The organism is Oleiphilus sp. HI0043, from assembly GCF_001634935.1.
The window spans coordinates 1-2,286 of record NZ_LWEY01000715.1 but is presented as its reverse complement, the minus strand read 5'-3'; the positions used below and the strand labels follow the sequence as shown (position 1 = coordinate 2,286).

The following is a 2,286-nucleotide window of genomic DNA, read 5'->3' as shown; positions in this document are numbered from 1 at the left end:
TTCTATATGTACCAACCTGTAAAGATTTGAGCATAGCTTAGATAACTGAATCGCCAAAAAGTTAAACCTATGCTCACTACTACTAAATTCTATATCGAGCTTTATCTGCTAATCAGCCCTCAAAACAACAACTTGGTCGTACGGAGTTCCCGCCGGGTTGTTATAAATGGTTGCAAGAACATCCATTGCAGTTGCATCCCATAACCCGAAATGGGGATCAAAATGACCAAACATTCCTAATGCATGAGCTATTTCATGCAAAGCATAATCTCCGCTCCATGAGCAAGTCCCATTTCCTAAGTTTACCCACCCTAGGTACTCAGAGCTAATGGCATACGATTCATCAAGCCTTAACCGATTACCACCGGCATAAGGTGCTCGTGAATAATTCCCGCAATAAGATGATGGATCAGCTCCAGAAGGTCGAAACGAAGTACCTTCTGATATAGCGATTCCATAATTCATATTATTTTCTGAAAGAAAACTTTGAAACCCATCATCATCGCCAAGTCTATTAGAATAAATTGGCTCATTGCCATCACTCGTATGATCTTTAAACACTGACAAATCATAATCAATCAAAACGATATCTTCGAAAATATCACCTAAACGATCTTCAATTTCGTTAATCGCGGAGATGATTTTTTGATCAGGTTCAACCCCACCATTTGAAACGAAATATAATGGTATTTTTGAATTGGTATCGTATCTAATAATTCCTTCACTCTGAAAATTGAAACCTAAATTCAAATAATAGGTTGAAGAGTTTGTTTGCTCGACAAAACCTAAGATATCTTCATCCGAAGCAGGAGAATCTTCCGATTCTGAACAGGCTGAAAGAATTAATATTAGAAATAGAGACAATAAAATTTTTATATTCATTTTTATAAATTAGTACTTTGAGATGAGAGGTAAGAAACATGAAGCCCCTAAACAAATTTAGGGGCAAAATATTAGAGAAAAATTATGAGGAAGCCTCAGCTCCGTCCAACACCTTATCGTTGAATTGCTTTGTTCCCTTGTATCCCAAAAACAAAGAAACAAGCCAAAGAATGAAGGCGACTGGCGAAGCAATCACTGTTACCGCCAAAACAACGATTAGAATTAAATTAATTACTCCCCACATCATTGAACCCGCATACATCTGCCCTGCTCCGGGAATAAAAAAACCTAGAGCTAACGCGACGATTGGGTTCTTCATTTGATTTTGAAGACGAGCTTGCTGAATTGTATCGTTCATAATATCTATCCCTATTTATTACACTTAAGCTTTTTTACGTCTGGCAAAACCCAACCCAGCCATTCCAAGACCTAGCAACGCAAACGTACTTGGCTCTGATACTTGCGATACGTCAGATCGAACCAAAAATTGTCCAGTGAATGGATCTGAAATATTGCGTGCTTGAGCAAAGAATATATCTTGTAAATAACCAGTATCTGTATCAAACAAAGCACTTGCATCGTTATCATAAATTGACCAGAAAGTACGATCTTCACCGTTATCGCGAACTACTGTACCGAATCCGAATACATCATCCTCATTAGTACCAGTAGCACCAAAGAAATCTAGATAATTTGCCATTGCTGCAATGCTAGCGTTTTGCTGGCCAACTGCATGATCAAAAGAAGAAAGATTGTAAGTAATACCAAAGCCTTCTTGCATTGTGATTACTTCATCGAAGGTAGCATGACGGAAACCAGAGTAATCGCCACCTGTATCAAGCTGACCTAGCACATCGTTAACTGTACGACCTTGTGTGGCTGTTAAGTCCAGCCACTCTAACCCCGTTTCTTCGTGCAAGGTTATAGTATCAACACCAAAGCCAGAATCTTGAGATATGAATCCTGCTGATGCGTTTATCGATAATGCAGATAATGCAATCGCTACTACTCGTTTCATGTGTATTTCCTTTTATTGATTTATTAGTTTTTATCTCTTTATGATTTTGTCCTAAGCACCCTTCATGCTATATATCAACCACTGACCATTCTCACTTCGTAATTCCACAGTTGATTCGTCTTTAATTTCTTCTCCGTTGTCATCTTCACCTACAATGAGAAGAGTGACATTGGCTTCACTTCCATCAATGTCGTAACCATCGGTTTCAATCGAACCATTTGCCTCGTTAATGGTTTTAGAAATCTTCTTAAACTTACTAATTCTCTTTCTAGAGTCGATTCGTTCTTTAATTTTGCCTGTTGTTAGTGCTGACATTTGATTCAATACTTGATCATCATCCAAGTTGCCTTCGAGAACCAAATCAAAAAACTGTTCAACAGCATCAC

General features: G+C 38.1%; 4 protein-coding genes. All 4 read right to left on the bottom strand.

What is annotated here, in order from left to right; genetic code table 11:
- Positions 1-108: 108 nt before the first annotated feature.
- Positions 109-882 carry a hypothetical protein gene (locus tag A3729_RS08400; RefSeq protein WP_068633639.1) on the bottom strand — a complete coding sequence of 258 codons (774 nt, stop codon included), beginning with the start codon at positions 880-882 and terminating at the stop codon, positions 109-111.
- Between the two features lie 82 nt (positions 883-964).
- Positions 965-1,240, bottom strand: a complete 276-nt coding sequence (locus tag A3729_RS08395; protein WP_068633637.1) for a hypothetical protein — start codon at positions 1,238-1,240, stop codon at positions 965-967.
- Positions 1,241-1,264: 24 nt separating this feature from the next.
- The gene (locus tag A3729_RS08390; RefSeq protein ID WP_068633635.1) at positions 1,265-1,900 is read right to left on the bottom strand and encodes a PEP-CTERM sorting domain-containing protein; all 636 of its coding nucleotides are present in this window, start codon (positions 1,898-1,900) and stop codon (positions 1,265-1,267) included.
- A gap of 51 nt (positions 1,901-1,951) precedes the next feature.
- The coding region (locus tag A3729_RS32630) for a hypothetical protein (protein ID WP_197475697.1) at positions 1,952-2,286 on the bottom strand (335 nt) is incomplete at its 5' end.

What these genes read in the sequence shown, in the direction of transcription:
- A3729_RS08400 (WP_068633639.1), bottom strand. Translation starts at nt 882, where the DNA reads ATGAATATAAAAATTTTATTGTCTCTATTTCTAATATTAATTCTTTCA.
- A3729_RS08395 (WP_068633637.1), bottom strand. Translation starts at nt 1,240, where the DNA reads ATGAACGATACAATTCAGCAAGCTCGTCTTCAAAATCAAATGAAGAAC.
- A3729_RS08390 (WP_068633635.1), bottom strand. Translation starts at nt 1,900, where the DNA reads ATGAAACGAGTAGTAGCGATTGCATTATCTGCATTATCGATAAACGCA.